The 21,975-nt window shown below is 32.7% G+C and carries 24 protein-coding genes and 1 CRISPR repeat array; of the genes, 22 read left to right on the forward strand and 2 right to left on the reverse strand.

Annotated elements, in window-relative coordinates:
- The first annotated feature begins 40 nt into the window (after positions 1–40).
- The 8 genes from EDD71_RS10635 (at position 41) to EDD71_RS16205 (ending at position 5,692) form a co-directional block, all read left to right on the forward strand.
- Positions 41–808: a DNA-methyltransferase gene (locus tag EDD71_RS10635; protein WP_133628724.1), complete on the forward strand. Its 768-nt coding sequence runs from the start codon at positions 41–43 to the stop codon at positions 806–808.
- Positions 805–1,722 (forward strand): DNA adenine methylase, encoded by a 918-nt coding sequence (locus EDD71_RS10640; protein ID WP_133628725.1) that lies wholly within the window; start codon positions 805–807, stop codon positions 1,720–1,722. The genes EDD71_RS10635 and EDD71_RS10640 overlap by 4 nt, the downstream gene beginning before the upstream one ends.
- A 16-nt stretch (positions 1,723–1,738) precedes the next feature.
- The gene (locus EDD71_RS10645; RefSeq protein ID WP_133628726.1) at positions 1,739–2,662 is read left to right on the forward strand and encodes a type II restriction endonuclease; all 924 of its coding nucleotides are present in this window, start codon (positions 1,739–1,741) and stop codon (positions 2,660–2,662) included.
- 28 nt (positions 2,663–2,690) lie between these two features.
- Positions 2,691–2,798, forward strand: coding sequence for a CRISPR-associated endoribonuclease Cas6 (locus EDD71_RS16145; protein WP_207669339.1), 108 nt, complete (start codon positions 2,691–2,693; stop codon positions 2,796–2,798).
- A gap of 270 nt (positions 2,799–3,068) precedes the next feature.
- A CRISPR array of direct repeats spans positions 3,069–3,431; the repeat unit is 29 nt; unit sequence GTTTTAATCAAACCATGTTGGAATTGAAA.
- A 269-nt stretch (positions 3,432–3,700) separates the two neighbouring features.
- Positions 3,701–3,973: a hypothetical protein gene (locus EDD71_RS15390; protein WP_166636445.1), complete on the forward strand. Its 273-nt coding sequence runs from the start codon at positions 3,701–3,703 to the stop codon at positions 3,971–3,973.
- A gap of 292 nt (positions 3,974–4,265) precedes the next feature.
- Positions 4,266–5,126, forward strand: a complete 861-nt coding sequence (locus EDD71_RS10655; RefSeq protein WP_133628727.1) for a 4Fe-4S binding protein — start codon at positions 4,266–4,268, stop codon at positions 5,124–5,126.
- 276 nt (positions 5,127–5,402) lie between these two features.
- Complete coding sequence (locus EDD71_RS10660) at positions 5,403–5,483, forward strand: DUF1848 family protein (RefSeq protein ID WP_243116450.1); 81 nt, start codon at positions 5,403–5,405, stop codon at positions 5,481–5,483.
- An 89-nt stretch (positions 5,484–5,572) separates the two neighbouring features.
- On the forward strand, positions 5,573–5,692 hold the full coding sequence (locus tag EDD71_RS16205) for a hypothetical protein (protein ID WP_479724200.1): 120 nt from the start codon (positions 5,573–5,575) through the stop codon (positions 5,690–5,692).
- A gap of 264 nt (positions 5,693–5,956) precedes the next feature.
- Here EDD71_RS16205 and EDD71_RS10670 read toward each other — a convergent pair whose 3' ends face one another.
- Entirely contained in the window at positions 5,957–7,021 is a 1,065-nt protein-coding gene (locus EDD71_RS10670) for a hypothetical protein (protein WP_207669335.1), read from the reverse strand.
- Positions 7,022–7,289: 268 nt separating this feature from the next.
- Between EDD71_RS10670 and csx20 the strand changes: the two genes are divergently transcribed.
- The 9 genes from csx20 to EDD71_RS10715 are packed head-to-tail and all read left to right on the forward strand — an operon-like array spanning position 7,290 to position 15,336.
- Positions 7,290–7,673: a CRISPR-associated protein Csx20 gene (gene csx20, locus EDD71_RS10675; protein WP_207669336.1), complete on the forward strand. Its 384-nt coding sequence runs from the start codon at positions 7,290–7,292 to the stop codon at positions 7,671–7,673.
- 16 nt (positions 7,674–7,689) lie between these two features.
- Positions 7,690–8,991: a TIGR02221 family CRISPR-associated protein gene (csx2, locus tag EDD71_RS10680; RefSeq protein ID WP_166636447.1), complete on the forward strand. Its 1,302-nt coding sequence runs from the start codon at positions 7,690–7,692 to the stop codon at positions 8,989–8,991.
- A 44-nt stretch (positions 8,992–9,035) separates the two neighbouring features.
- Positions 9,036–11,303 carry a type III-A CRISPR-associated protein Cas10/Csm1 gene (gene cas10, locus EDD71_RS10685; protein WP_166636448.1) on the forward strand — a complete coding sequence of 756 codons (2,268 nt, stop codon included), beginning with the start codon at positions 9,036–9,038 and terminating at the stop codon, positions 11,301–11,303.
- A 12-nt stretch (positions 11,304–11,315) separates the two neighbouring features.
- Positions 11,316–11,756, forward strand: coding sequence for a type III-A CRISPR-associated protein Csm2 (gene csm2, locus EDD71_RS10690; protein WP_133628732.1), 441 nt, complete (start codon positions 11,316–11,318; stop codon positions 11,754–11,756).
- 17 nt (positions 11,757–11,773) lie between these two features.
- Positions 11,774–12,592, forward strand: coding sequence for a type III-A CRISPR-associated RAMP protein Csm3 (gene csm3 / locus EDD71_RS10695; RefSeq protein WP_133628733.1), 819 nt, complete (start codon positions 11,774–11,776; stop codon positions 12,590–12,592).
- Between the two features lie 10 nt (positions 12,593–12,602).
- Positions 12,603–13,547 carry a type III-A CRISPR-associated RAMP protein Csm4 gene (gene csm4, locus EDD71_RS10700; RefSeq protein WP_166636449.1) on the forward strand — a complete coding sequence of 315 codons (945 nt, stop codon included), beginning with the start codon at positions 12,603–12,605 and terminating at the stop codon, positions 13,545–13,547.
- A gap of 1 nt (position 13,548) precedes the next feature.
- Complete coding sequence (gene csm5 / locus EDD71_RS10705; RefSeq protein ID WP_133628735.1) at positions 13,549–14,658, forward strand: type III-A CRISPR-associated RAMP protein Csm5; 1,110 nt, start codon at positions 13,549–13,551, stop codon at positions 14,656–14,658.
- A complete protein-coding gene (locus EDD71_RS10710; protein WP_133628736.1) occupies positions 14,658–15,107 on the forward strand; it encodes a hypothetical protein in 450 nt (149 codons plus the stop codon). The genes csm5 and EDD71_RS10710 overlap by 1 nt, the downstream gene beginning before the upstream one ends.
- On the forward strand, positions 15,058–15,336 hold the full coding sequence (locus EDD71_RS10715) for a CRISPR-associated endoribonuclease Cas6 (RefSeq protein WP_166636450.1): 279 nt from the start codon (positions 15,058–15,060) through the stop codon (positions 15,334–15,336). The genes EDD71_RS10710 and EDD71_RS10715 overlap by 50 nt, the downstream gene beginning before the upstream one ends.
- A 144-nt stretch (positions 15,337–15,480) precedes the next feature.
- On the opposite strand, the gene EDD71_RS10720 is transcribed toward EDD71_RS10715, so the two are convergent.
- A complete protein-coding gene (locus tag EDD71_RS10720) occupies positions 15,481–16,107 on the reverse strand; it encodes a bifunctional 2-keto-4-hydroxyglutarate aldolase/2-keto-3-deoxy-6-phosphogluconate aldolase (protein ID WP_133628738.1) in 627 nt (208 codons plus the stop codon).
- Positions 16,108–16,433: 326 nt separating this feature from the next.
- On the opposite strand from EDD71_RS10720, the gene EDD71_RS10725 reads away from it, so the two are divergent.
- From EDD71_RS10725 to EDD71_RS10745, 5 genes are all read left to right on the forward strand, one after another.
- Positions 16,434–17,282, forward strand: coding sequence for a MurR/RpiR family transcriptional regulator (locus tag EDD71_RS10725; RefSeq protein WP_133628739.1), 849 nt, complete (start codon positions 16,434–16,436; stop codon positions 17,280–17,282).
- 321 nt (positions 17,283–17,603) lie between these two features.
- Positions 17,604–18,599, forward strand: a complete 996-nt coding sequence (locus tag EDD71_RS10730) for a D-isomer specific 2-hydroxyacid dehydrogenase family protein (RefSeq protein ID WP_133628740.1) — start codon at positions 17,604–17,606, stop codon at positions 18,597–18,599.
- Positions 18,600–18,656: 57 nt separating this feature from the next.
- Positions 18,657–20,057 (forward strand): NADP-dependent phosphogluconate dehydrogenase, encoded by a 1,401-nt coding sequence (gene gndA / locus EDD71_RS10735; RefSeq protein ID WP_133628741.1) that lies wholly within the window; start codon positions 18,657–18,659, stop codon positions 20,055–20,057.
- A 169-nt stretch (positions 20,058–20,226) separates the two neighbouring features.
- The gene (locus EDD71_RS10740; RefSeq protein WP_133628742.1) at positions 20,227–21,000 is read left to right on the forward strand and encodes a PTS mannose/fructose/sorbose/N-acetylgalactosamine transporter subunit IIC; all 774 of its coding nucleotides are present in this window, start codon (positions 20,227–20,229) and stop codon (positions 20,998–21,000) included.
- 21 nt (positions 21,001–21,021) lie between these two features.
- On the forward strand, positions 21,022–21,882 hold the full coding sequence (locus EDD71_RS10745) for a PTS system mannose/fructose/sorbose family transporter subunit IID (RefSeq protein WP_133628743.1): 861 nt from the start codon (positions 21,022–21,024) through the stop codon (positions 21,880–21,882).
- The last annotated feature ends 93 nt before the right edge of the window (positions 21,883–21,975 follow it).

Consider the following 21,975-nt stretch of genomic DNA (forward strand, 5'->3'; position numbering starts at 1 on the left):
ATGCAATGAAATATTAAAATGCTATGTGAGGAAGTTAGATATGGAGTACTATAAGAATGAGAATATGAAACTAATACTCGGTGATTGCATAGAGGAACTTAAAAAGCTGGAAGAGAAGTCAGTTAACATGATATTTGCTGATCCTCCCTATAAGCTTAGTAACGACGGGATTACATGCCAAAATGGACGAATGGTAAGTGTCAACAAAGGCGAATGGGACAGGTCAAGTGGTTTTAAAAATGACCATGAATTTAATAAGAAATGGTTAAAGGAATGTGACAGGGTTTTAAAGGACGATGGAACAATATGGATTTCTGGAACCTATCATATAATTCACTCGATAGCCTTTGCCTTAATGGAAATGGATTATTATATAATTAATGAAATCGCCTGGTATAAGCCTAATGCCGCTCCAAATATGGGATGCAGGTGCTTTACTGCAAGCCATGAAACTCTTATATGGGCTAAGAAGAGTAAGAAGGCGAAACATACCTTTAATTATAGCTTTATAAAAGAGTATAACGGTGGCAAGCAGATGAGAAGTATGTGGGAAATATCAACAACCCCTAAAAGGGAAAAGGAATTGGGTAGACATCCCACTCAAAAGCCCAAGGAACTTTTATACAGATGCATAATGTCCTGTACCCATGAAGGAGAACTAGTACTGGATCCATTCTGTGGTTCAGGAACTACTGGAGTGGTTGCAGTAGAAAACAAAAGAAGATTTATTGGAATAGATACTGAACAAGAGTTTTTAGAATTAACGAAAAGACGTATTTTACATCAGGATTTGGAGGTATATTCTTGAAAAAAGTAGAAGCAAAGCCGTTTTTGAAGTGGGCAGGGGGAAAGACACAGTTATTGGATGAAATAAACAGGAGATTGCCAGAAAAGATAAACACAGATAAGATTACAAAGTATGTAGAACCCTTTGTAGGAGGGGGTGCAGTATTCTTTCACCTAATCGCCAGATATGATTTTGAAGAAGTGATTTTAAATGACATTAATAAAGAATGCATTTTGACATATAAAGTAATTCAGAATAATGTTGAAGACTTAATTGCTGTTCTTTCCAGGATGGAAGATGAGTATTTTGGACTCGAAAGCATGGATGAAAAGGATAAAATGTATTATAGACAAAGGGATAAATTCAACGAAGGAAAAATAAATATGGATTATGATAATTTTTCAGAGGACTGGATAGAGCATGCAGCTATTATGATATTTCTTAATAAAACATGCTTTAATGGTCTTTACAGGGAGAACAGAAAAGGACTCTTTAATGTGCCCTTCGGAAAGAGGAGCAATCCAACCATTTGTGATGAACAAAACCTAAGAAAAGCGAGCCTTGCACTACAAGGTGTAAAATTACTTTGCCTTGATTTTGAGGAACTTACTCAGTTTATCGATGAAAAAACCTTTGTGTATATGGATCCACCATATAGGCCACTGAATGCTACATCAAACTTTAATGACTACTCCAAGGAGCCATTTAATGATGAAAGTCAAATAAGACTAGCTAAGTGGTTTAGGAAGTTAAGTGAAGTAAATAATGCATTCTTAATGCTCAGCAATTCGGATCCAACAAACGTAAATCCAGATGATGATTTTTTTGATAAACTGTACGAAGGATTTAATATAGAAAGGGTTAAAGCTTCAAGAGCAATTAATTCAAAGGGAAGTGGAAGAGGGCAAATTCGAGAACTCTTAATAACAAATTAATTAAGGAGTAAAGAGGATGGGGACTAAAAACGATGTTTTTGTCTATGATAAATCAAGTTCAACCTTTGAGTTTTTATTAGACAATTTGGTCGACTCTATAAAAGGATGGAACTATTTTGTTAATTGGTCAAAGGTAAAGGAAAATGTAAAGGATATTGAAATTGAGCTCAATATTTTGAACTATCTTATAGGGAAGGAAAACATAAGGGAAGAGCTAAAATACCTATTAAGAAGAAATCCAGAAATAATAAGAGCAATTCCATTTCTTATTGCCAGCAGGGACAACAAGTTTGAAATACTTAACCTGGGTGCAAATAATACTTTCAGTTTGGAGATATTTGATTTTAATAAGAAGTTTCTCAAAGAAAGTGACATTGAAAACATTATTAACTTTATTGAAAAGACAGGACTAATGGAATTATTTAAAGATAAAACTATTAAGAATCTTGTAGACTATGTATTTGGGGTAGAAGTAGGTTTGGATAGCAATGGAAGAAAAAATCGTTCCGGTACTGCGATGGAGGATTTGATAGAAACTTTTTTAAAGAACATCTGTAGTAAATACGGTTATGAATATTTTACCCAAGCAACTCCAACAAAAATAAAAAGCGAATGGGGTTATAATGTAACTGTTGATAAGTCTGAAAGAAGATTTGATTTTGCAGTTAACACTGGCAAAAAGCTCTTCCTAATTGAAACAAACTACTACGGCGGCGGTGGCTCAAAGCTAAAAGCTACAGCTGGAGAATATAAAACCCTCTTTGATGTTTTAAACGGTGACGGACATGAATTTATATGGATAACTGACGGAAAAGGCTGGCTCACTGCAAGCAGGCCGCTGCAGGAGACCTTTAATCATAATAAATATATATTGAATTTAAAAATGATTGAGCTGGGAATATTGGAGGAGATTTTGTTAGGAAAATTGGATATAAGATAAATCTTTATATTAAGGGTTATATTGGAACATAAATTTTGACTACTCTAATTTTTTTCAAGGCAACCCCGATCTTATTAAAACAGCCTGTGAGTGTGGGCTTGGGGGCAAAAATTCCCTTGGAATGGGTATGATGTAGGTCTATGAGAAAAGATGAAGGTGTATGAATAGAAGTAGGAGATTTTCATTATATCCTGTTATTGAGGAAATCTTCAGGTTGCGTTCAACGCAGCATAGAGGTAGATGGTTAAATAGTCATTCTTGATAACTAACCATATTATGTTATAATAGGATTAAATAGCAAGAAAAATTGTAAACCTCCCGTCCATTTTAAACGATTGGAGGTTTACGACGATTTTTAAGTTTCCACCCCTCCCGAGGCTTTGAAAATCTATGCCTCCCCGGAGGGGTTTTAATCAAACCATGTTGGAATTGAAACAATGCAATTATGTTAGAAGTAGGTGGATATCAATACTGTTTTAATCAAACCATGTTGGAATTGAAACTTGCATAGAAGTTGATAGTTTTATATGACTTGATAACGTTTTAATCAAACCATGTTGGAATTGAAACTTTGGTTGCATATGTAGTTGTATCTGCTGTAGCAATGTTTTAATCAAACCATGTTGGAATTGAAACTAAATTTATTAAATCTTCATGTCTGTTCCCTGATACGGTTTTAATCAAACCATGTTGGAATTGAAACTATAAACTCACTAAAGGAAAGAACTGAAGCAAGTGCAGTTTTAATCAAACCATGTTGGAATTGAAAGAATAGATAAACAAGAAGCTAAGGGATATGCTTTAACAATTTATAATGATTTAATTTGGGGAATTAAAAAAGCACTTAGGATATATATAGATAATCAGTTTCCAGAAAAGTGTTTTATTGAAAATTATAGAATCCAACTTGATCCGGAATGGAGAAGCTAAATTGAAACCCTAAGAAGCTATATTCAAAATGATGAAATTATTAAATATATTTATTTCTTATATGACCGACTTTATGATGTTTCTGATGGAATAAATAATTAAAATAATATGTCAGTGAAAGAAGTAGAAAGTGCAAATGTGTCTAATGGCACAGAAAACTTAAATTATAACAGAGCATCTCAGGCAGAGCGTAATGCACAAAATAGGCGGCAGCAGGCCAAGGCTATGGTTGTAACCTCCTCAAGGCTCCAAGCTGTGAGGTATAAGAAGGAATTCGATAAATATATAAAAGCTATTGGCTATAAGGATTATCTGATGATGGCGGTGTATCAGGAATTGAGGAGTTTGGGTAGGAGATTGATAATTTTAAATTTGTTTTAGGACTATTGGGTTGTTAAGGAGAAAAAAGCACTAATCCTGGGGGGATAGGTGCTTTTTTTGGTTTTAAAACCTTCGCAGTCATCCACTTCTGCGGTTATAATTTTACTGGGATGAAGCAACCTCCTGCATATTGTTTTAAGCCAATTGTCCATTCGGGTTTTTAAGAATCTTATGTCTGATGGGGTTGGCTGCTAACTATAAACTATTTTATATTTGTGGTATAATATTATGGTTCTTATATAATAACCATAATTAGTGGCAAATAATTCTAAATAGGAGGAACAAGTAATCAATGAATAAACAACAAATTGCTGTATTACACGAAGAAGGATATATAAAACAAAAGGAAGACGGATATTTTTCAGTAAGAATTGTAACAAAGGCGGGAACGCTGACTGCACAGCAGATGATTTGTTTATCAGAGATAGCAGATAAGTATGGTAGAGGACAGATAGGGTTTACAACCAGGCAAAGTGTAGAAATTCCTTGGATAAAGGAAGAATACATTTCTGAAGTTAAAGAAAAGATAAAATCGGCAGGACTTATAACAGGTGGTACAGGTAAGAAGGTAGAACCTATTGCTGCTTGCAAAGGAACAGTATGTTCATACGGCTTGATAGACACCCTGGACTTAAGCAATAGGCTTCATGAAAGATTTTTTGCGAGAGAGCTGCCTGGCAAGTTCAAAATTGGCATAGCAGGTTGCCCAAATAATTGTGTAACTGCCCCTATACACGATTTAGGCTTTATGGCACAAAAACTTCCCAGAGTTGAAGAAGATCTATGCAAAGGTTGCACTATGTGTAAGAGAAATTGCAAAGCCAATGCAATAGAAATGGTAGAAAAAAGGGCAAAGATAGATTATGAAAAGTGTGTTCAATGCGGTCAATGTATTAAGGTATGTCCTTTTAAGGCTATGCAGACCGAAAAAGAAGGACTAGCTGTTTTTATTGGTGGAAAATTCGGACGAAGGTATAGAATAGGCGATAGGCTTGAAACACTCATTAGTATTGACGAAGCGGTAGAGATAACCGAAAGAGTAATCGCTTTTTATGATAAAAATGGTCTTCCGGGGGAAAGACTGGCAGACGTTGTAGATAGATTGGGTATTGATAGAGTTAAAGCGGCTGTTACAGTAAAAAGCTATCTCTAAAAGCTGTTTGAAAATTAGGCTTCGGGATAGTTAACATAATTTAATAATTCGGAAATACTGCCTGGCAGCAAGGATATGCTGCTGGGCTTTTTTGAATAGGGGACGGTTCTCAGCTGTTTTGGTCCAAACCATGCAATCTTAAAGTTCTCTTTGAAACCTGTAGGCTTAGTATACATAACGAAACTAAAATAGGTTGTGAAAGTAAATTTGACATTATCAGTATGAGTAATTTCTTAAATCACTGTTGGAGATAAACTATTAGTTCTGGAGGATAAAATGATTTTAAGCGTAAGTAGAAGAACAGACATACCTGCTTTCTATAGTGAATGGTTCATTAATTGTTACACAGCACAATAAAATATGCTGATAAAGTCACAATATAATAACCTCAAAATAATAAAAAATGATTCTAAAAACAGCAGATTAAATAAACTGCTTCTAGTAAAATTAGCCTAAAATGCAAATTCAGGATCTTTTTTGATGAGAAACTAACTAATGAAATTATAGATAGAATGGTTCAACACAGACATTTGCTGAAATTCAATGGCCCAAGTTATAGGCTTTAAAACTCTCTTATGAAATACAATTAATTACATTTATGGAAATTGAGATGTTGTAATTATTTTTTCAACTTCATGTATTCAATTATTACAAAATACACACGCAAGCAGTTTTAATCAAACCATGTTGGAATTGAAATTGTAGGGGCGAACACTGTTCGCCCCTACGGGGAAAGGTTTTTATCATACCATATTGGATTTAACCCAATAAAAAACCACCTAATCCTAATTCAATTTAGGAAGGTGGTTTTTTATATAAAGCTTCATATTTTAATCAATTTCCACTAATTTAACATTGGTGTTAAATGAATTATTTTTTATGTAATTACAATCATTTTCATAATCATCATGATTTAGCCAGATTTTATATATTGTTATTGTATCACTATATTGGTTATAATCCCAAAGAGCCCTAAATACGTTTTTACCATTTCCACCCTTATATAGATATGGAAATTCAAATCCCCACTGGAAATTATGTTTAATCGAATTTTCCAAGCTTCTTGGTTTTTCATATGAACTATAGTAAAGCTTTATCTTTTTAACCATTTCAAGAATTTTTTCAAGAACAAATTTTGAATCAGAATTTCTTATAGTATTTAAGACATCCTCTGAGATTAATTTTTTAGTTTCCAGATAATCGGAGATTAAAAAGTCACCATATACATTTAAAGTAACAAGGGTGTCCTTTGCATCTTCTACAATTTCAAAAAAGAATGAATTATCCTCTATAAACTCCTTTTCATCATCAGAAAGCTCATTAAATGTTAGAACGTTTCTCTTTAGCTTTAAAAGTAGATCTTTACTTTCTACAATCCATTCCAAGTCTATTTTGATGGGCATAGGTGGTATCTTCATTAAAACCTGTGCATCTTCATATAAATATCCTGTTTGATATCCGAAGAAAGAGCCCACAACATATGCAAGATATGTAAGAACTTTATATCCTCCAATAGGTGCGAAAAATGTGTATTCCTTATCCTGTTCAAGCAATGTGTTAGAAAGCTTTTGCATAAAATCCCCAAAGGATTTTTTTAGCTTAATTCTATCCTTTACATCAACGTTATCGATTTCAACTATTTTTACATCTGCATTGAAATACTTGGAAATTATATATTGATTTATAAGTGCCGCTAGTTTTCCATCATGACTCTTTGTATAGAATATTGTTGTCGTGAATTCGTTAAAAAGCTCCTCCTCATTTTTAAGTGCATTTAAAATTGAAAATTCAGCACTTACTCTTTTAGGGCTAATTGAGCTTATGTCTAAAATTGATTTTAGATTTTGAAACTTGGATTCCAGATTTGAATATTCCACTTCCTTTAATTTTTCCATAATGGATTTTGATTTTTCTGACAGGCAGTTAGAACCATTAAATATTGAAGTTCCACCTGTTATGACGATATTTCTAAATTTGCCTCTAATCATGGTATCTATCTCCTTGATATGGTAAATTTCATATTTATATTATAACAAAAATGTAATGTAAAACTACACAAATAATGAAATAATTATCCAAAATTATTTTTTTATGGCAGGAAAATTAAATTTTTTGACGAAATATTTAAATTGATGTAATAAATGAATTGTGTGGTGATTAATGATGAAAATGCTATTACTTTTTTCACATATACTTACGCAGGATCAAAAAGTTGATGCAATTAAAAAACTAAATATAGATGAATTTATTTATTTGCCTGAAGAACTTCAAAATATATGGTCAAATATTAATCCATATGGTGAATTGGAAATTGATAAACTAAATAAAATTAAAGAATTTATTAAGAAAAACATAGATAAGGGAGATTATATTCTAATTCAAGGGGATTTTGGAGCTGTTTATCATATGGTCAATTTTGCAAAGAAGGAGGGGTTTGTACCTGTGTATTCCACCACAAAAAGAGCTCATAAGGAAAGCACACTGGATGATAATACAGTGGAATCGATAAAATTATTTAAACACGTTTGTTTTAGAAGGTATGTTTAAGGAGGCTAATGGTAATATGGCAAAAAAGTTTTTAAGCTTTGTTGGGACAGGTAATTATAGCGAATGTACTTACCGTTTTAAAAGTTTAACAAAAACCAGATTTATCCAAGAAGCACTCATTAAAGATCTGTGTTTAAATTGGACAGAGAATGATGAGATCACAATTTTTTTAACAGAACAAGCAAGAAATAAAAATTGGTTAAACAGTGTAGATCAGAACGGAAATGAACTTATTGGTTTAAAACAAAGGCTGGATCGCTTTGATAAGGATGATTATGGCTTTAAGATTGTTGAAAAGCATATTCCAGAGGGTAAAAACAAGCAGGAGATATGGCAGATATTTGACTCCATGATTGAGTCCTTAGATGATAATGATGAAGTTATATTCGATATAACCCATAGTTTTAGATCCATACCAATGCTTGCTATGGTGGTTTTAAATTATGCAAAGGTTGCAAAGGATATAAGGTTAAAGGGTATATACTATGGTGCCTATGAGGCTAGAGAAAAAAATGGAGAAGAGGAAATAGCACCAGTATTTGATCTTATAGAATTTAATATGCTACTTGATTGGTCCTATGCAATAAATTCCTTCTTGAAATTTGGAAACAGCTCTCAAATTTATGAAGTTTCAAGGCTGCAGTTAAGCGAAAAACTCAGCTTGCGGGATGAAGAGGCCATTAATATGAGGGATTTTGTTGATTCCTTAAACGACTTCACGAACACAATATTAACCTGCAGAGGTAAATATATAAGGGAATTTGATAGCATGAGGAAAAAATCTGTGGAAGTTGCCTACAGGGATATGAGGTCAAAACTTAACAAAATTAAGGATAACAATTCTTTAAAGGCTATAAATCCATTGATTGAGAAAATATCCCTTAGAACCAAGGACTTTGATAAAGGAGGTAACTTAAATACTGGGCTTGCTTATGTAAAGTGGTGTATAGATAACAACCTGATTCAGCAGGCATATACAGCGTTAGAAGAGACAGTTGTTACATATATGTGTGAAAAATATAATTTTGATTCCACAGATCCATTTTTCAGGGAAGAAGTGATTACAAAGGCACTCAGAATAAAAGAGCAGAAGATACCAAGAAGTAAGTGGAAGATTGATGAAAGGGCAATAGAATTTGTTGAGAGCGTGTTGGCTAATATGGACGATGAGATTTTTAAAATTAGTGCAACGTTAAAGATGGCTAGAAATGACTTGAATCATTTTGGGTTTACTAAAGATGTAAAGAAGTGCACAGATTTTTCAAATGAAATAAAAGATCTATACGAGAGTTTTTTAAAAATTGTCAATAAAAACTAATATTTATCCCAGGATTGATTTTTAAAATGTCAGGGGGGAGGAATTTGAAACAGGAATTTCAATTACATGAGGTATACCTATCATCACTTTTACATGATATAGGAGAATTTTACAAAAGAGCAGCCCTTGAAGATGACAAAAATAAGGTATATAACACATTTAAAGAAAAATTGCCTGCTCAAGATATCAATTCACCAGGGCATCGGGAATGGGGAGCATATTTTTGTAAAAATACAAGTTTAGACAAAAAAGATGTAATAGCTCAACGGATTTTAGAACATCACAATCCAGTAAGTTTAGTTGGTAAAATTATAAAAATTGCAGATATATTATCTTCAGGAAAAGACAGGGAACAAAAGGATAAGATAATAGACTACAGGAATATTGAATCTGTATTATCTTTGGTTGATATAGGTAAAAAAACAAATAAAAAGTATAAAGCCTTAGGCAAGGCGTCTGTGTACAAAGGCTTGCTAGACTCGGAACAACCCAACATTAAAAAGGAATATAAGATACTATGGGATGAGTTCTATGAAACTATCAAAAATGAAAAGGATGATGAAAGAATTTATTATATCCTAAAGGAATATACGCAGAACATAAGAAAGGATTTTGATAATACATCTGATATATCTTTATTTTCCCATTTAAATACTACAGCAGCTATAGCAGTTTGTATATATAGGCAGTATGAGGAGGAAATAAAAAAGGGAGAATTTGAGAAAATTGAAGCACTTCTAGATAAATTAGAAGGTGGGAAATCCCCTGAAGATGAGATATTTTGTTTACTTAAGGGAGATATATCAGGCATTCAAGGCTTTATTTACAACGTAGATATGGACGGTGCACTTAAGGCACTAAAGGGACGTTCATTTTATGTTGCTTATATATTGGAGATTATTGCCAGATACATTATAAAAAACGAAGGGCTTACATTAAGCAACTTGCTCTATTGTGGAGGAGGACACTCTTATATTTTATTACCAGCAAAGTCCATTGATAATTTGCCTAAATATCAGAGGTTTGTAGATGAAGTTTTATATAAAGCCCACAGTTTGGACGTAGCTGTTCTTCTTGCTGCAGAAAGGTTTGATGCTGGTATATTTACGAATAATAATTTTTCAGAGATATTTGATAAAGTTGGTAAGATGCTGGCACAGGGGAAAAATAGGAAAAATAAAAGTATTATGAGCCATGACATGTTTAAGCCTAGATGGCTGGCAGAAAGAATTTGTCCATATTGTAACAGGAAAATGGATTCTGATAAATGTAGTTTTTGCTCGTCCTTTGAATCCTTAGGCGACAATCTAATTAAACATAGGTATATAAGTTTTGAAGATGTTATAAATGAAAAAAGACAAATAAAAAATGTATTTGATATTTTCGAGAGCTTTGGATTTAGGATTAGATTTTCAGATGAGCCAAATTTGAAATCCTATTCTATATCTAAAGAGGAGTTTGATTTTAAGAAATCTATGTATTACATAAAAACAGCAAACCATCTTCATAAGAACGGAAATGGGGTTGTATCCCTGGATGATATATCAAAGATATCAGATGGAATTAAAAGATGGGGCATACTCAGGGGTGATGTAGATAATCTTGGAAAAATATTTCATTCTGGCTTAAAGGAAAATAAATCCATAGCCAGGGTTTCTACGTTATCAAATGAACTCGATATGTTTTTCGGAAATTTTCTTGAAGGATTTATTAGGGATGAATTTAAAGAGTGCGATGTAATATATTCTGGTGGTGATGATTTCTTTATAATCGGTCCCTGGAGCAAATTACCTTATCTTGCAGAAGAAATAAATAAAAGGCTATGCGAGTATGCAGGAGGTAATCCCAACATTACAGTTTCCATGGCCATTGAAATTGCACCGGATATTAAATTTCCAATATATAGAGTGGCTGAAGTTGCAGGTGAAAATTTAGATAGGGCAAAGGATTGTAAAAGGGGAAATTATGAAAAAAATGCAATTAGTCTTATGGGACAAGCAGTAGGTTGGGAGGAATATGATACGCATAAGCTTATAAAGGAAATCCTTGTTGGTCTTATAAATGATAAAGTTACAAGGAACATATTTAATGTTCTTTATTCTATATTTGAACAAAACCAAAGGGCCAAGGATAATAATGAAATATTTAGAACTTGGAGGCTTGTATATTACATAGCCAAATTAAAGGAAAGATATTCAAAAAATAAATCTGAAATAGATAAGCTTATAAATTTAATATTAAAGAATCATAATGAGTTATATTCAAAACTTGAGTCAGCGACAATATGGGCTGACCTTGAAACAAGATGTTAGGAGGGGGATAATATGCCAGGATATAATAATGGAAATAACAATAAACAAAGAAACAATACAAATTATCAAACAGGATTTAATTTTACAGCACAGGATGCCAAAGATATTCTAAACATAAATGAAAGGGATGGAAAGGTTTTATTTGAAAAGGCTCAAGCTGTGGGCAGGCAGTTAAAGGATGATAAAGTTACAGTTTCTCAAATTAGAAAAATTTATTCAGAAATGAGAAAGATAAATTATGATGATAAGGGAGATTATAAATATGAACTTAGACTTCTAAAGGCTCAAATAGCATATTCTTCAGGAAGATTTAAAGAGCTTAAGAACTTTAAAAATGTTTTTGATAATTTAATAGACGAAACAGTTAAGGGTGGGAAAGAAGAATTAAAAAGATTTAAAGATTTTGCTGAAGCAGTTATTGCTTATCATCGTGCTGAAAATGGAAGAGAATAATTAAGGGGGACAAAAATATGTTATTTAAAGAAATTTCTTTAAAAGGTAAATATTTAATCGAGGCGAAAATCGAACTTAAAACAGGTCTTCATATTGGAACAGCAGGCAATAGCCTGGAAATAGGCGGGGTAGACAATTCTGTAATTAAAGATGCCTTTGGAAGACCATATATTCCTGGAAGCAGTTTAAAGGGAAAGCTTAGAAGTTTGACAGAATTTCATCATGATAAATTAAGTTTAGGAAATGTAATATACTCAGTATATAATGAAGTAAAATCTGAAAATAACATTAGGATGCATATGTGCCGAGATGAAAACTGTCCTGTGTGCGGTTTATTTGGAAGGAATCACGGAGAACATAAAGTAATAATAGATAACGACGGTAAAATTAAGCCAGAAGATTTTAGTGATGGGATACAACCTACTAGGCTAATTGTTAGGGATGCTATCCTTGATGAAGACAGTATTTCAGATGAAATGAGAGATAATATGGATTTAGATTATACAGAGGTTAAGTTTGAAAATAATTTAGACAGAATAACCTCAGCGGCAAATCCAAGACAAACTGAGAGGGTTCCTGCTGGAGCTAGATTTAAGTGCTCATTTGTAGTGAATGTCTATAACGATGATGGAAATAAATATTTAAATGAACTCATTACAGCCCTTAGGCTTTTAGAGGATGATTATCTTGGTGGACAAGGCAGCAGAGGATATGGACAGGTTAAGTTTAAAGATATCAAAATTTGCTATAGGGATGCAGACTATTACAAGGGAAATAACCAGGATGAAAGAAAGTACGAATATAAAGAATTGGGTGAAATAAAGAAATTAGGTTAGGATGATGAATATGAACAGGTATAGAGTAAAACTGTCCTTTAAAACACCTATACATATAGGATATAGGGAAGGGGCAGTTGATTTAACCGATACTATAATTCATTCGGACACCATTTTTTCAGGGATTATCAACTGCTATGCATTATTATATGGAAACAAAAAGACTAAGGAATTGGCTGATTTATTTCTCAAAGAAGAGGAAGAGACACCTTTTATGGTATCTTCTGCCTTCTATTATGTAGATGATGAATATCTAATAGCAAGACCCTTTAACTTTTCGTTAGAAAGATACACAGAGGATATTAAAGAGGATATTAAAAAGGATAAAAAAGTAAAATACATATCTGAAAGAGTATTGTTTAGTAAGTTAGAAAAATTATATATAAAGGGAGAATTTGCCTTCTCAAAGGATATACAAAAGGAAATATATAAGGTTGAGGAGAGGCCAAGGGTTGTTGTTGATAGGTTTACAAATGCAACACATATTTACTACAGCAGCTGTTCTAGATTTAATGAAGGCTGCGGATTGTGGTTTTATTTAGATGTTGAAGACGGAATAAAGCATGAAATCAAATCTGCCATAAAGCTTCTTGCTGATGAAGGCATTGGTGGGGAAAGAAGTTATGGATATGGACAGTTTGATTTTTCTATGGAGAAAATAGAAAGCAGGGTAGAAAATGCAAAGCAGTATATGCTGTTGTCCCTTTGTATTCCAAATGAAAGGGATGACCTGGAAAAGCTTAAAGCATATGGGCTTATTGAAAGGACAGGATATATCAGCTCTCCCTATTTAAAATCAAAAAGATATATGCTCCACACAATGATTAAGGAAGGGAGCATACTAGGAGATAAATTTATAGGGAATGTTGTTGATAATACCCCTTCTGACTTTGATATTCACAGGGTAATAAAATATGGCAAAGCCTTTTTAATTCCTCTAGGGTTGGAGGTATGAAATGAAAAATAAGGTATATAGATATGAATTGGAAGTTTTATCACCTACCATTGTAAGCTCTGGATATGAGATTAAGAATTTTGAAATTATAAAACATAAAGATAAAGTACATATACTAGACTTGATGAAAATATTTAGATCCAATAGAAGGTTTATTTCCTTATCAAGCCAAATAAAATATGATGATAATAACTTTAATTTAGAAAGCTTCTTAAAGCAAAATGGTTTAAATAATTATCAGGACTATAAAAAGTATGAACTTGACTTAAATGGTACATATTTCAGAGGAGGAGCAGTAAAGGAAGTAATAAAAACAGCAGGAAGGCCATATATTCCAGGAACTTCAATTAAGGGTGCAATGAGGTCATCATTAATTAGGGCAATGAATGTAGAAGGTGATTACAAAAGAGCCCTGAGCAATATTTTAAACAGGAAGGTTAAAAATCCTGAAAAAACAGCCGATGATGGAGCAGAAAGTTATTTGTTTGGTGGTTCCTACAAATCACCCTTCAGATTTTTAAGGATATCCGATACAAGTACATGTGAGTATAATAGTTTAGAGCTATGTGAAATAAAGATAATGAATATCTGTAATGGAAGTGTAAAATGGTATAGCAGAAATCAAAATACTGATAGAATAAATTTAGCTACTTCAATCTACAGCGAAGCAATTAAAAGTGGGACAAAACTAGAGGGGAAGATATCCCAGGGATTTTTTGATTATTTTATAGATAAAGACGAGATTAGAAATATAAAAGTTGTAGAAGATATAGTAAGTAAGATAAGAAAAGATATTGATAACTACATCGAAAGAGAAATACAATTCTTTGAGAGATATCATATAAGTGAAATTGTAAATTTCTATAGGAACTTAAAAAATATAAAACTTGGAGATAACGAATTTTTAATTCAAATAGGTTTTTCAACAGGATATTTGCCCAAGTCTGTTGTAAGGAATATTGATAGCAGTTTTATAGCTAATCTAAAAAGAGTAAATAGCAGTGCCAGAATATATGATGATTTGTTCCCAAAGACCAGAAGGTTAACCATTAAGCATGATAGAATAGGTACACCACTTGGATGGATTAAAATAAGCTTGAGGGATGTTTAATGGAAGGTATAAGAATAAGTGTGCAATTTAAGTTAAGACAGCCTTTTTTCTTTAGTGAAAATTATAAGGAACATATAAACAGGTTCTTAATCGAATCGGGAGTAAAACATTTTGCCTTTTCAGATCTTTTATGTATAAAGCAAAAGAAATTAAATGATGGATTTTATGGATTAAATAAGGGTAGATTTGATATTGCAACTTTTATTAATGGTGATGTGATAAATTTAGTGAGAAAGTTTTCAAATGAAGATATGGATTTGGGGAATGGTACACTTCCATTAAGCAAAATAAATTTAAGTGGTATTGGCTATTTTTCAGAAGGGTATATGCTCTCTCCTGTATTAGTTCTCGATGATAGAGGGGAGAGTGTAAACTATTTTAAAAACCCGGTTATGTTCAGTGAATCTATTAGAAAAAAAATTAATAACAAAATATTTAGATATCTTTAGAAATGTTCCACAGGATGATTCATTTATTTTTATTTTTAGCTCCACACCAGAAATAATAAACTGTAAATTCGGAGTTTGCTTTAAGGGCAAATTCCAGCTGTATGGTTCAAAAGAATTAATAAGGCTATCCAATATACTGGGACTTGGAGATAAAAACGAATATGGCTTTGGGATGACTTCGAGGGATTTATATTTCTTTAAAAAGAAAATTTCCTCCCAAGTAATTTAAGGAGAAAGTTTTCTTTTTACACATTATATGTAAGCGTCAAACATTTTCCATATAGAAATGTTGTTTTATTCATGAGAAAATACTCTTTAGAAAAGGAGGCATGTCTTAAAAGGAGTTTTTTTCCATAAGACAGCCTCTTGTTCATTATGATCTAGCTTCTTTTATCTTTTGAACAAATTGTTTAGCTGTTGCAGTTATTTCATCGCTTGTCCCTTTTGTAAGATTGCCGCCAACACCAACAGCTACGCAGCCGTTTTTAATCCATTGAGCAACATTATTAAGATCAACTCCACCAGTTGGCATTAATAATACCTGCGGCAGGGGTGCCTTTACTGCTGATACAAAAGATGGGCCAAAGGCACTTCCAGGAAAGAGTTTAATTATGTCTGTTCCTGCTTCCATAGCTCTTATCATTTCAGTAATAGTCATACATCCGGCCATATAAGGTATTTGATACCTGTTACATAACTTTGCAGTTTCAATATCAAAACCTGGACTAACTACATATTTTGCTCCAGACAAAATTGCAAGCCTTGCGGTTTCACTATCTAATACTGTTCCAGCTCCAACCAATAGTTTGTCACCAAATTCTTGTGATAATGATTCAATTACTCTATTAGCACCAGGAACAGTAAACGTAATTTCAATAGCATCTATGCCACCATCCATGCAAGCTAGTGCAATGCGCCTGGCATCTTCACTATTTTTGGCTCTAACAACAGCAACAATACCGGTTGACTCAATTCTGCTTAAAATTTCATATTTTTTCATATTATCCCTCCTAACAAAAATTTATAACTAATATTATTGTGAAACTCCGTTTATATAGATATGTATAAAAATAAATTTATTAATGCTTAAAAATGGTTTAAATAAGAATGTAGAAGTGTGGAGAAAAAAGATTGAATTTATAAAAATAAATTGTTTGATAAGAAAGTAACTTTTAAATATATTATATATAAAAAATTATGATAATGTAAATAAATTTTGAAAAATTTTTTCATAAATTTCACGGTAAATATTTTCAATTTATCGATTTATGATATAATTTAGAATATTAACTGCAATATTATTAATTTAGAAATGCGAGGGAAAATATGGAACAAATAAGTTGTTTACAAAAATTAAGAGAAATTTATTCTAGTTTAAAAAATGCAGAAAAGAGAGTAGCCGAATTTATACTTCAAAATCCTAACGATGTTGTTCATTATTCCATTACAGAGCTTGCAGAAACTTGCAAAAGTGGAGAGGCTACTATTTTTAGATTGTGCAAAAGACTTGGATATAAAGGTTATCAAGAATTAAAAATTAAAATAGCAAGTGAAGTTGTTTCGCCCATAGAGGATATACATGAAGAGATTAAAGAAGACGACGACTTGTTTATCGTTATTCAAAAGATTTTTAATTCAACCATTTCTTCATTAAATTTAACTATGAAAATGAATGATACTGCAAGTATTGATAAAGCAATAAATATTTTAAGTAAATCTGAACGCATTGCCTTTTTTGGTATGGGAGGCTCATCCGCATTGGCCTTTGATGCGTATCATAAATTTCTAAGAACTGGGAAAAGATGTGAATATCATGGGGATTCTCATATACAGTCAATACTTGCTGCAGTTTTAGGAGAAAATGACTGTATTATAGCCATCTCAAATACAGGGAGCACTAAGGAATTGATAGAAAATTTGAATATAGCGAGAGAAAATAAAGTTAAGATTATTGCTGTTACATCCGACATAAAGTCACCAATAGCAAAGGTATCGGATATTGTTTTGGTTTCCTGTGGTAAAGGAAATAATCTTAAAAGTGAGGCGATGGAATCTAGAATTAGCACCTTAACTTTAATTGATTGTTTGTTTGTTGGACTTTGTTTAAGGAATAAAGAGCATTATTTTAAAACCTTAGCTAAAACAAGAAGTGCAATTGCAAAGAAGAGATTTTAAATTAAAAAATCTGTCAATAAGTAGGTTTTTAATTATGCGAAAATTTTAACTTGATAAAATTACAAAATTATTAGTAAAAAACAACTTGACTAATAAATAAAACATAGTATTATTAAATTGTGGAGAAAAATTTCACTAAAAACAAAATTCAGAATTTCTTTCAATAAAAATGAAAAAAATTTACAAAAATTTAGAATCAGAAAGAATTTAAAATTGTGTAGTCAGAATGTTTGATAGAAAGTAACATAAATTTGATTATTTAGAAATGATAGAACTTAGTGTTAATTAATTAGATTTTAAAACAAGAAAGAGGGATACGGAATGGGTTACAGGATTGCAATAGTTAATTCTAGTAGTTTTGGAAAGCATTTTCCAGAGCATATGGAAAGACTTAAGGCATTAGGTGAAGTAGAGAGGTTTACTGTTCCACAGGACATGGGTGGAAAGGAATTAGCTGATAAATTAATGGGATATTCTGTAATAATAGCGAGTGTTACAGCACAATATAATAGAGAGTTTTTTCAGTACAAAGATAAAACACTTTTGATTGCTCGCCATGGAATAGGATATAACAATATTGATATAACAGCTGCAACAGAAAAAGGAACAATAGTTACAAAGGTACCTGCTATTGTTGAAAGAGAGGCAGTTGCAGAAAACGCAGTTGCTCTTCTTATGGACGTAATAAGAAAAGTTACACCAGCATCTTTGGCTGCAAAGAATGGAAGATGGTCAGAAAGGGCATCCTTTATGGGATATGAAATAAAAGATAAGGTTGTAGGTGTTATAGGGCTTGGCAATATTGGAAGTAGGGTTGGCGAGATATTAAAAAATGGATTTAATGCAAAACTTGTAGCATATGATCCAAATCTTTCAGCTGAAGAAATAAGAAATAGGGGAGCTGAACCATTATCTCTTGAAGATCTTCTTAAGACAGCTGATATAATTTCTCTAAATGCCTACGTAGATAAGAAAAGCTATCATCTAATTTCTAAGGAAGAATTTGCCCTAATGAAGGATGGTGTAATCATTGTTAATACTGCAAGGGGAGAACTAATGGATCAGGATGCGTTATTGAATGCCCTTGATTCAGGTAAGATATGGGCACTCGGAACAGATGTGGTTGAAGGAGAACCAATTGATGTAACACATCCACTTTTATCATATGAAAATGTTATAGTTACACCCCATACATCTGCTTATACATATGAATGTTTAAAGGGAATGGGTGATAAGGTAGTTGACGATGTTGAGAAGGTTTTAAGAGGAGAGATTCCAGAAGCTGTAATAAATACAGATGTATTATCAAAGAAATAATACTAGATAATCAACAAAATGTTGTAAATGGGGCTTTAGAGGTAGGAGGTAAAATATATGAATGACATAGGATTGTTAGGCCTGGGGGTAATGGGTCAAAGTTTGGCTTTAAATATTGCAAATAAAGGTTATAATGTATCTGTTTTCAATATTACCTCTGACTTAACAAGAACTTTCATGGAAACCAGGGCAAAGGATAGAAATATCTTTCCTTTTTATGATATTAAATCATTTGTAGAATCATTAAGTAAACCTAGAAAAATTTTCTTGATGATTGTAGCTGGACAACCTGTTGATGAAATGATACAAAAACTTATACCGTATCTTGATAAGGGTGACCTTATAATTGATGGTGGAAATTCTTATTATAAGGATACAACAAGGAGATTAAAAGAGCTGAAGGAAAAGGGCATACTCTACTTAGGGGTTGGAGTTTCGGGAGGAGAATCCGGTGCACTTAATGGTCCATCATTAATGCCTGGAGGAACAATTGAAGCGTATGATTTGGTAAAAGATATTTTATTAAAAATTTCTGCTCAAACCGAATCAGGACCATGCTGTGCCTATGTAGGAAATGATTCTGCAGGACATTTCGTAAAAATGCTGCATAATGGAATAGAATACGGAATGATGCAGGCAATCTCAGAAGTATATGATATTTTAAGAAAAGTATTAAAATTGTCAACGAATGAAATAGCTGAAATTTTTGAGGAATGGAATAGAGGAGAATTAAATTCTTTTCTTATAGAAATATCGCATAAACTTATGCGGCATATAGATAAATCAACCGGAAAGCCAACACTTGAATTAATATTGGACAAGGCGGGACAGAAAGGTACAGGGAAATGGACCGCTGAGGCAGCTTTAGAGCTTGGTATTCCAACACCTTCGTTAAATGCTGCTGTTGAGGGAAGGATTATTACATTCTTCAAGGAGGACAGAACTAAATTATCTAGAAAAATACAAAAAAAATATCCAGACCTTACATTAGACAAGGAAAAGATTATAGAGGAACTTAAAAACGCTCTTCTTTTCTCAAACTTTATACTTTTCTCTCAGGGGCTTTGGTTAATGTCAGAGGCTTCAAAGGTTTATGGATATAATATAAGAATTTCAGATGTACTAAAGATATGGAAGGGCGGATGTATAATTAGGGCTAAAATGCTGGATTTTTATAGGGAAATAGTTGATGAAAAGGATGATAACTCTAATCTTCTAAATAATGAAAAGTCTATAAAATTCCTTATGGAAAAAATAGAATCTGTAAAATATATAACAAATGTTGCAAGAGAATACTATATACCAATGCTTATACATAATACCGCATTAGATTATTTCTTAAGTATGACTGAAGAAAACCTTCCAGCTAATCTTATTCAAGCACAAAGAGATTTTTTTGGAGCTCACACATATAGCAGAATTGATATGGAAGGAACTTTTCATACGATTTGGGAGTAAAAAAAGTGCATATATAATTTTATAAAGACTTTATAAATGTGTTTAAAATTTTTGCAGTTTTCTGCATTTACTATATTATAACAAATGAGGGAGGGATTAAGGAATACAATTTAATTTAGAATTTATTTTTATAATTATTAATTAAGTGAAATAAGGGGGAATTATTAAAATGCAACATGCTAGTCTTAGTGTAGCACAATCTTTGTTGATAGCATTGTGGGTAGCAGCTGTTCAATCTCGTGCATTAGGATACTCAACATTAATGCTTAGATTTAGCCCAATGATGACAGGTTTTATAGTTGGATTAGTAATGGGAGATGTAGCCCAGGCAATGAAAATAACTGCTGCTATTCAGTTGGTTTATATGGGTATGATAGCACCTGGTGGAGCAATGCCAAGTGAACCAGCAGTTGCAACTTCAATAGCTGTGCCAGTAGCATTATTATCAGGTTTAAAACCAACTGAAGCAATTGCAATAGCAGTTCCGGTTGGTATGTTAGGTAGTTACCTTTACCAGTTAAGATTTTATTTCAACACATTTATCATACGTTTAACTGATAAATTTGCCAGTGAAACGAATGATAAGGGATTATTCCTTGGAATAATTGTTCTTCCTACAATCGTAAGCTTTGTTTTATATGTACCATTAATATTTGTTGCACTTTATTATGGTGCTCCTGTAATAGCAAACTTTACAGCTTCACTTGCTGGTGGAAAGATATTCCACATACTAAGTGTAATAGGTGGAGGACTTGCGGCGCTAGGTATTGCCTTGATACTTAAGGTAATAGGAAAACCAAGTTTTCTTGTATTCTTCCTGCTAGCTTACTTTATGGCTGTATCTCTAGCATCACTTAAGATTAATACTGTTACATACGCAATAATCGGTGGAATAGTAGCTTATTTGTATGTAATGTTTACCAGTGCAAATGCAGAAGCATAGAATGAGGGGAGTTGAATAGAGATGAGTGCAGAAAAGGATAAAAATTTAGCACCTGAAAAAATTACCACGAAGGATTTAGCTAGAAGCTGGTTCAGATGGTGGTATGCAAATGAAATTCCTCACAGCTTTGACAGATATATAGCACCTTCTCTTCTTTGGGGGTTAATGCCAATATTGAGGAAATTATATAAGAAACAAGAAGATTTAAAGGAAGCTTATGAAAGACATATGCAGTTTTTTAATACACAGGCTATTTGGGGAGGCGGCACTATTTTAGGAATAACTGCTTCACTTGAAGAGGCAAGGGCAAATGCTCTTTATGAAGGGAGAGAGGATGAAGCAGTCAGTGCTGAAGTTATTAACAGTACAAAACTAGGTTTAATGGGGCCCCTTGCAGGAATAGGGGATGCCATAGATTCAGGTACAGTGCAGTACATACTGTTAGCCATAGCACTTCCGTGGGCGCAGGCTGGCAGTGGTCTTGGAGCATTAATTCCATGGATTGCCTTTGTAACACTCACCTATATTTATGGTTTCTATTTTGTTAAGCTCGGACACAGATTAGGACGTGCGGCAGCAGTTGAAATAGTTGGTGGCGCTAACATAAAGAAATTGCTAAATGGATTATCAGTATTAGGTATATTTATGATGGGTATCCTCGCTGCTTCCTATGTGAAGGTATCAACATCATTTAAATGGACAATTTCAGGAAAGGAATTTGTTCTTCAAAATATATTGGATCAAGTATTACCAGGTTTACTGCCACTTGTTACTGTAATGGGTGTTTACTTATACTTTACAAAGAAGGGATTAAAGATTACTCAGGCACTATTAGGATTATCAGTTATATTAGGAATCCTTGCAGGAATAGGATTACTGTAATTTAAAATTAGTATTCATGTTGTGGGCAGCTGGTTGACAGATGCATTATTATAATGAAAATTTTATATATCCATGCTGCCCATAACAAAAATG

It is taken from the genome of Fonticella tunisiensis (assembly GCF_004364155.1).
GTDB classification, from domain to species: domain Bacteria; phylum Bacillota; class Clostridia; order Clostridiales; family Caloramatoraceae; genus Fonticella; species Fonticella tunisiensis.

Excerpts from the sequence above, each read along its gene's own strand:
- EDD71_RS10725 (WP_133628739.1), top strand. The coding sequence starts at position 16,434 with ATGGAACAAATAAGTTGTTTACAAAAATTAAGAGAAATTTATTCTAGT.
- EDD71_RS10720 (WP_133628738.1), bottom strand. The coding sequence starts at position 16,107 with ATGAAAAAATATGAAATTTTAAGCAGAATTGAGTCAACCGGTATTGTT.
- EDD71_RS10710 (WP_133628736.1), top strand. The coding sequence starts at position 14,658 with ATGGAAGGTATAAGAATAAGTGTGCAATTTAAGTTAAGACAGCCTTTT.
- csm5 (WP_133628735.1), top strand. The coding sequence starts at position 13,549 with ATGAAAAATAAGGTATATAGATATGAATTGGAAGTTTTATCACCTACC.
- EDD71_RS10635 (WP_133628724.1), top strand. The coding sequence starts at position 41 with ATGGAGTACTATAAGAATGAGAATATGAAACTAATACTCGGTGATTGC.
- EDD71_RS15390 (WP_166636445.1), top strand. The coding sequence starts at position 3,701 with ATGTCAGTGAAAGAAGTAGAAAGTGCAAATGTGTCTAATGGCACAGAA.
- csx20 (WP_207669336.1), top strand. The coding sequence starts at position 7,290 with ATGAAAATGCTATTACTTTTTTCACATATACTTACGCAGGATCAAAAA.
- EDD71_RS10670 (WP_207669335.1), bottom strand. The coding sequence starts at position 7,021 with ATGGAAAAATTAAAGGAAGTGGAATATTCAAATCTGGAATCCAAGTTT.
- EDD71_RS10660 (WP_243116450.1), top strand. The coding sequence starts at position 5,403 with ATGATTTTAAGCGTAAGTAGAAGAACAGACATACCTGCTTTCTATAGT.
- EDD71_RS10655 (WP_133628727.1), top strand. The coding sequence starts at position 4,266 with ATGAATAAACAACAAATTGCTGTATTACACGAAGAAGGATATATAAAA.
- EDD71_RS10645 (WP_133628726.1), top strand. The coding sequence starts at position 1,739 with ATGGGGACTAAAAACGATGTTTTTGTCTATGATAAATCAAGTTCAACC.
- csm2 (WP_133628732.1), top strand. The coding sequence starts at position 11,316 with ATGCCAGGATATAATAATGGAAATAACAATAAACAAAGAAACAATACA.
- csm3 (WP_133628733.1), top strand. The coding sequence starts at position 11,774 with ATGTTATTTAAAGAAATTTCTTTAAAAGGTAAATATTTAATCGAGGCG.
- csm4 (WP_166636449.1), top strand. The coding sequence starts at position 12,603 with ATGAACAGGTATAGAGTAAAACTGTCCTTTAAAACACCTATACATATA.
- csx2 (WP_166636447.1), top strand. The coding sequence starts at position 7,690 with ATGGCAAAAAAGTTTTTAAGCTTTGTTGGGACAGGTAATTATAGCGAA.
- EDD71_RS10745 (WP_133628743.1), top strand. The coding sequence starts at position 21,022 with ATGAGTGCAGAAAAGGATAAAAATTTAGCACCTGAAAAAATTACCACG.
- EDD71_RS10740 (WP_133628742.1), top strand. The coding sequence starts at position 20,227 with ATGCAACATGCTAGTCTTAGTGTAGCACAATCTTTGTTGATAGCATTG.
- gndA (WP_133628741.1), top strand. The coding sequence starts at position 18,657 with ATGAATGACATAGGATTGTTAGGCCTGGGGGTAATGGGTCAAAGTTTG.
- EDD71_RS10730 (WP_133628740.1), top strand. The coding sequence starts at position 17,604 with ATGGGTTACAGGATTGCAATAGTTAATTCTAGTAGTTTTGGAAAGCAT.